Below are 6,347 nucleotides of genomic sequence, written 5' to 3'. Positions count from 1 at the left end.
CCGAGGTCCGCGGCCGCGTGGCCCACGGCCACCCGGAGCTCCGGCGCACCGAGCCGCTTCAGCCCCTCCTCCAGCGCCTGCGCGGCCGCCCCGACCGCGTCCGCGACGGCCCTCGGCACGGCCAGCGCGCCCAGCACGAGCCGGGCGACCCGGCCGCGCAGGGCCGTCGTGTGCAGGATGTGCGCGGCCCGGTCGATCACGGCCACGGCCGCGGCCGTCTCCACCGCGTCCACCGCGACCCCCACCAGCATGTGGCCGGGGCCGGGGTGGAAGCCCGCGATGACGGCCCGTACGGCGGGGTCGGCCTCGGCCGTGCCCTCGATCAGGTCGCGCAGCAGCACGGAGGCCTGGCGGTCGCGCTCGCTCGGCGGGCTGCCGGTGCGGAGCATGGCCAGCGCGAGCGCGACGGCCGTGCGCTCCAGCGCGATGGCGAGCTCGTCGGCCCGCAGCGCGGACCCGGGCCCGGCGACGAGCCGTCCCCACGGCTGTCCGTGGAGGGTGACCGGGGACGTGCAGACGGCGTGCTCGGCCGCCCGCCAGGCGTCCCGGTCGCCGGCCACCCCGTGCGCCGCGACCAGCGCGCCGCCGGCCGACAGCAGCACGAGCGGCGCGCCGATCACCTCCATGCCCGTCGCCAGCACGCCCGCCACGCCGGCTCCGGCGATCAGCGCCTCGTTCAGGGCCCGGGTGGCCGAGTCGCCGAGCCGCAGCTGCCTGCCGGCGTAGTCGACGATCAGCGTGTTGACGTGCTCGGTGATCCGGATGAACGGCACCACCGCGTGCAGGGCGACGAACGGCAGGTCCTGGCGGCGGGCCTCCTCGACCAGCTCGCGCGGCGTCTCGGGGAAGGTGCGGCCGAGCTCCAGGGCCACCCCCGCGACGCCGCGGGCGGCGATCTCCCTCAGGTAGTGGCGGCGGGCCCCCGCGTCGGTGCCGGCCAGCCCGAGGCCGGTCGTGAGGAGGAGCTCCCCGCCCGTGAGCAGCGGGCCGATCTCGTAGATCTCGCTGGAGTGGACCCAGCGCACCACCCGGTCCAGCGCCCCCTCGCCGGCGAGCACCTCCGGCCGGGCCTCCCGCAGCACGTCGAAGGAGAGCAGCTCACGCAGCGTCAGAGGCATGGGTCCACCCCTATACGGATCGTCCGTTCAGGGTGGCCATAGTACGGACGATCTGTCCGTTCCCGAAGCCCCCGGGCGGGGGGATAGTGAGCGCATGACCAGCAACGTTGTGAGCCCGGCCGCGATGCTCGCCGTCGCGCTGGACGAGGCCGGGAAGGGGTACGCCGAGGGCGGCATCCCGATCGGCGCGGCGCTGTTCGGGCCGGACGGCCGGCTGCTCGGCCGCGGCCGCAACCGCCGCGTGCAGGACGGCGACCCCTCGCTCCACGCCGAGACCGCCGCCTTCCGCGACGCGGGCCGCCGGCCCGGCTACCGCGGGACCACGATGGTGACGACGCTGTCGCCCTGCTGGTACTGCAGCGGCCTGGTCCGCCAGTTCGGCATCTCCCGGCTCGTCGTCGGCGAGTGCCGGACGTTCATGGGACGGCACGAGTGGCTCGCCGAGGCCGGCGTCGACGTGCTGGTCCTCGACTCGCCCGAGTGCGCGGCGCTCATGACCGCGTTCATCGCGGCCGAACCCGCCCTGTGGAACGAGGACATTGGAGATGAGGCATGAGAACGGTTCCCGTCGTCGACCTCGGCCCGTGGTTCCAGGGCGGCCCTGAGGACCGCGCGCGGGTGGCGGAGCGGGTCGACGAGGCGCTGCGCGAGATCGGCTTCCTACTGGTGACGGGTCACGGGGTCCCGACGGAGCTGGGCGACCGGGTGCGCGCCGCGGCCAGGCGCTTCTTCGCGCTGCCGCACGAGGTGAAGGACCGGTACGCCGTCACGGTCGGGGAGCGGGGGTGGCTGCCGCCGGGCGTGGAGGCCAACGGCTACGCCGAGGGCACCCCGACCCCGCCCGACCTCAAGGAGACGTTCGCCGTCGGGGCCGACCAGCCGATCGGCCGTCCGGAGATCGACGCCGAGTGGTTCCTGGAGAACGTGTGGCCGGCGGAGGTCCCCGAGATGGAGCCGCTGCTGACCGAGTACCTCGCCCGGATGCGCGGGCTCGCCGACGAGCTGCTCGTGCTGTGCGCGACCGCGCTCGGGGTCTCGCCCGGCTTCTTCACGTCGCAGGCCGACCACCCGTCGTACACGATGAACATCAACCGCTACCCACCGCTGTCGCAGGTGGGCCCGCCGGAGCCGGGGCAGTTCAGGATCGGCCCGCACACCGACTTCGGCACGGTCACGATCCTCGACCGGCAGCCGGGCGTCGGCGGCCTCCAGGTGTACACGCCGGACGGCGAGTGGATCGACGCGCCCTTCGTGCCCGGCTCCTTCACGATCAACATCGGCGACCTGCTGGCGCGGTGGACCGGCGACCGCTGGCGGTCGAACCGGCACCGGGTGCTCCCGCCGGACCCGTCGGCCCCGGACGAGGAGCTCGTCTCGCTCATCTACTTCTACGAGTGCAACCCGCTGGCCGAGGTCGTCTCCCTCGGCCCGCCGATCGGGCGGGTCTCCCACGAGCCCGTCCTCGCGTCCGACTACCTCCTCGAGAAGCTGAAGGCGATCACCATATGACCGTTCTTGAACCCCCCGCCGTCGCCGTACGCGAAGGAAGCTACGGCGACAAGGTCGCCGCGATCGAGCCGGGCGGCGTCGAGTTCATCCCGCTGTCCGAGCGCCACGGCAGGCCGCGCCAGCTGTTCTGGACGTGGATGTCGCCGAACATGGAGTTCGCCACGATCTTCCTCGGCGTGCTCGCCGTGGCGGCGTTCGGGCTCGGCTTCTGGGCGGCCGTGCTCGCGGTCGTCGTGGGGACCGGGCTCGGGGCGGCGGCGCACGGCGTGCTGTCGGCGCGGGGCCCGTCGGCCGGGCTGCCGCAGATGGTCCTCGGGCGGCTGCCGTTCGGGTACCGCGGGAACATCCTGCCCTCGGCGGTCAACTCGGTCGCGGCCGGGATCGGCTGGTTCGCGGTCAACAGCGTCAGCGGCGCGCTCGCGCTCAACACGCTGACCGGCCTGCCCGCATGGGCCTGCCTGCTGATCGTGGTCGCGGTGATGGTCGCGCTCGGCTTCTTCGGGCACAACCTCGTGCAGGCCTTCGAGCGGTACGCCTTCCCGGTGCTGGCCGTGATCTTCGCGGTGGCGTCGGCGATCATCCTGTCCAAGGCGCAGCCCGGCCACGCGGGCTCCGGGGGAGGCGTCGGGGGCTTCCTGCTGACGGTCGGAGCCACGTTCGGGTACGCCGCGGGCTGGAACCCCTACGCCGCCGACTACACCCGGTACCTCCCGGCCGGCGCGAGCAGGCGGGCCACCGGCCTGGCCGCCGGGCTCGGGGTCTTCGTCTCCTGCGTGATCCTCGAGATCGTCGGGGCGGCCTCGGTCACGATCGGCGGCGGCGACGCCCTCGGGCAGCCGACCTCGGCGTTCACCGGCCACCTGCCGACGGTCGTCGCCGACCTCACGCTCCTGGCGATCGCGCTCGGCGCGATCTCGGCCAACGCGCTCAACGTCTACTCGGGCGCGATGTCGCTGCTGGCCCTCGGCGTACGGCTGCCGCTGACGATGCGCCGGGCGATCGTGGCGCTCGCGTGCGGCGTGGCCGGCTTCCTAGTGGCGCTGTCGGGGCTCGACGACGCCGGGCACAAGTACGAGGCGTTCCTGCTGGTCATCGCGTACTGGATCGGGCCCTGGCTGGGAGTGGTGCTGACCGACATGGTCCTGCGGCGCGGCCGGGACATCCGTGATGACGAGCCGCTCATGTTCGACCGCGGGCACGCCAACTGGGCCGGGCCCGTCGCGATGGTCGTCGGCGTCGTGCTGTCGGTCTGGCTGTTCTCCAACCAGGAGCAGTACGTCGGACTCGTGCCCAAGCGGGTGCCGGCGGTCGGCGACATCGCGTTCGAGGTGGGCTTCCTCATCTCGGCGGCCGTCTACCTCGCGCTCAAGCCGCTGCGGCGCTGACTCCCACCCCCCGATGTCGCTCTCGGTATACCCCCCGGGTACCGTTCGTAGTCGGTTACTGCTTGAATGTGACTAACTACGCATTGTGGGGCGAGCGGAAGCTCGGACAGGGGGGCGTGACCAATGAGCGTTGGCGCTGCTTTGGCGGAGGCGCGACAGCGGGCCGAGCTGACCGTGGGTCAGCTCAGCTCCCGCACCTTCATCCGTGAGACGATCATCGAGGGGATCGAGCGGGACGACTTCTCCGTGTGCGGGGGCGACTTCTACACGCGTGGCCACATCCGTGCCATCGCCTCCACGCTGGGGCTCGACCCCGACGCCCTCGTGCGGGAGTACGAGCAGGAGCACGGCGGCTCCCGGCCGAACATCCAGGCGTCCACGTTGTTCAAGGTGGACAACCTGCTGCACCAGCGCAGCCACCGCATGCCCAACTGGACGATGGTGGCGGCCGTGGCCGTCGCCTTGATCGTCGTGGTGGTGCTGGTCAGGCTGCTGTCGGGCTCGGGGGAGAAGGCGGGCCAGACGGCCGTCGAGCTCCCGGTGGTGCACCCCAACGCGGGCGCCCACCACGCACGGGCGCAGGAGCAGGCCGCCGCCCGGATCCCGAACGGGACCGTGGTCCTCAAGGTCTACGCGCGCAAGCCGTCCTGGATCACGGTGAAGGACGCCAAGGGCCACGCGATGTTCCAGGGGACGCTGCCCGAGGGGGCCGCCTCCACGTGGACCGGCAAGGACAAGCTGAAGGTCGTGATCGGGGACGCGGGGGCCGTGCGCCTCGAGGTGAACGGCAAGGACCTGGGCACCCCGGGCAAGGACGGCCAGACGGTCCGGCGGACGTTCGCGGCGGGCGGCCCGGGTCCCCGCTGACCGCCGACTGCCGATACCGTAGTCAGCATCATGTCTTCTCGCCGAACCGTATCGCTGATCACACTGGGCTGCGCTCGCAACGAGGTCGACTCGGAGGAGCTGGCCGCGCGGCTCGAGGCCGCCGGCTGGCGGATGGGCGACGACGACCCCGACGTCGTCGTCGTCAACACGTGCGGCTTCATCGACTCGGCGAAGAAGGACTCCATCGACACGCTGCTCGCGGCGGCCGACTCCGGCGCCAAGGTCGTGGCGGCGGGCTGCATGGCCGAGCGGTACGGCGATCAGCTCGCCGGCGCGCTGCCCGAGGCCGCCGTGATCTCCTTCGACGACTACACGGAGATCGGGGCGCGGCTCGACGACGTGCTCGCCGGCCGGCCGCTCGTGCCGCACTCGCCGCGCGACCGGCGCACGCTGCTGCCGATCAGCCCGGTGGAGCGCTCCGCGGCGCACGCGCACATCCCCGGTCACGGCGCCGGCGCCGACGACGCCCTGCCGGAGGGCGTGGCGCCGGCGAGCGGCCCCAGGACCCTGCGCAAGCGGCTGAGCGGGGGCCCGGTGGCCTCGCTCAAGCTCGCGTCCGGGTGCGACCGCCGCTGCACGTTCTGCGCGATCCCCGCCTTCCGCGGGTCGTACGTCTCGCGCCACCCGGACGACCTGGTGGCCGAGGCCCGCTGGCTGGCGGAGCAGGGGGTCAGGGAGCTCGTCCTCGTCAGCGAGAACTCCACGTCGTACGGCAAGGACATGGGCGACCTGCGGGCGCTGGAGAAGCTGCTGCCCAGGCTCGCCGGGGTCGACGGGGTCGAGCGGGTGCGGGTCAGCTACCTGCAGCCTGCCGAGCTGCGTCCCGGCCTGCTCGACGTGATCGCCGCGACCGAGGGCGTGGCGCCGTACTTCGACCTGTCCTTCCAGCACGCCAGCGGTCCGGTGCTGCGGCGGATGCGGCGCTTCGGCGACCCGGTCCGCTTCCTCGACCTGCTGGCCCGCATCCGGGAGCGCGCTCCCGAGGCGGGCGTCCGGTCCAACTTCATCGTCGGCTTCCCCGGGGAGACCCACGGGCAGTTCGAGGAGCTCGTGGGCTTCCTCGAGGAGGCCAGGCTCGACGTCGTCGGCGTCTTCGGCTACTCCGACGAGGAGGGCACCGAGGCCTACGATTTCGACGGCAAGCTCGACCAGGACACGATCGACGAGCGAGTGGCCGCGCTGACCGAGCTGGCCGAGGAGCTGACCGCCCAGCGTGCCGAGGAGCGCATAGGCGACGACCTGGAGGTCCTCATCGAGGAGGACCTCGGGGACGGCGGCTACGAGGGCCGCGCCGCCCACCAGGGCCCCGAGGTGGACGGCGCCGTCACCGTCCAGGGCATCGGCCTGGTGCCCGGCCAGATCGTCCAGGCGGTCGCCGTCGACTCCGAGGGGGTCGACCTGATCGCCCGGATCAAGGCAGGCACATGACGGACCGCAGCGAACCGCC

At 73.0% G+C, this 6,347-nt stretch carries 6 protein-coding genes; 5 read left to right on the top strand and 1 reads right to left on the bottom strand.

All coding sequences use genetic code 11. The annotated features are described in order from the left end of the window. On the bottom strand, nt 1-1,118 hold a 1,118-nt coding region (locus tag MPTA5024_RS42070), incomplete at its 3' end, for a PucR family transcriptional regulator ligand-binding domain-containing protein (protein WP_051457958.1). A gap of 94 nt (nt 1,119-1,212) precedes the next feature. Between MPTA5024_RS42070 and MPTA5024_RS11820 the strand changes: the two genes are divergently transcribed. The 5 genes from MPTA5024_RS11820 to rimO all read left to right on the top strand — a co-directional run bounded on the left by MPTA5024_RS11820 (nt 1,213) and on the right by rimO (nt 6,328). After that, complete coding sequence (locus MPTA5024_RS11820) at nt 1,213-1,674, top strand: nucleoside deaminase (protein ID WP_036322407.1); 462 nt, start codon at nt 1,213-1,215, stop codon at nt 1,672-1,674. Then, nucleotides 1,671-2,627 (top strand): isopenicillin N synthase family dioxygenase, encoded by a 957-nt coding sequence (locus MPTA5024_RS11815; protein WP_036322405.1) that lies wholly within the window; start codon nt 1,671-1,673, stop codon nt 2,625-2,627. The genes MPTA5024_RS11820 and MPTA5024_RS11815 overlap by 4 nt, the downstream gene beginning before the upstream one ends. Beyond that, nucleotides 2,624-4,012, top strand: a complete 1,389-nt coding sequence (locus MPTA5024_RS11810) for a purine-cytosine permease family protein (protein WP_036322402.1) — start codon at nt 2,624-2,626, stop codon at nt 4,010-4,012. Before MPTA5024_RS11815 ends, MPTA5024_RS11810 begins: the two co-directional genes overlap by 4 nt. Nucleotides 4,013-4,135: 123 nt before the next feature. Further along, entirely contained in the window at nt 4,136-4,879 is a 744-nt protein-coding gene (locus MPTA5024_RS11805; RefSeq protein WP_036322399.1) for a helix-turn-helix domain-containing protein, read from the top strand. A 30-nt stretch (nt 4,880-4,909) separates the two neighbouring features. Continuing rightward, the gene (gene rimO / locus MPTA5024_RS11800) at nt 4,910-6,328 is read left to right on the top strand and encodes a 30S ribosomal protein S12 methylthiotransferase RimO (protein ID WP_036322398.1); all 1,419 of its coding nucleotides are present in this window, start codon (nt 4,910-4,912) and stop codon (nt 6,326-6,328) included. Nucleotides 6,329-6,347: the final 19 nt, after the last annotated feature.

The organism is Microbispora sp. ATCC PTA-5024 (genome assembly GCF_000511135.2).
Lineage (GTDB): Bacteria > Actinomycetota > Actinomycetes > Streptosporangiales > Streptosporangiaceae > Microbispora > Microbispora corallina.
Note: the sequence above shows the minus strand (reverse complement) of the source record. Positions and strands in the feature narration are given on the sequence as shown.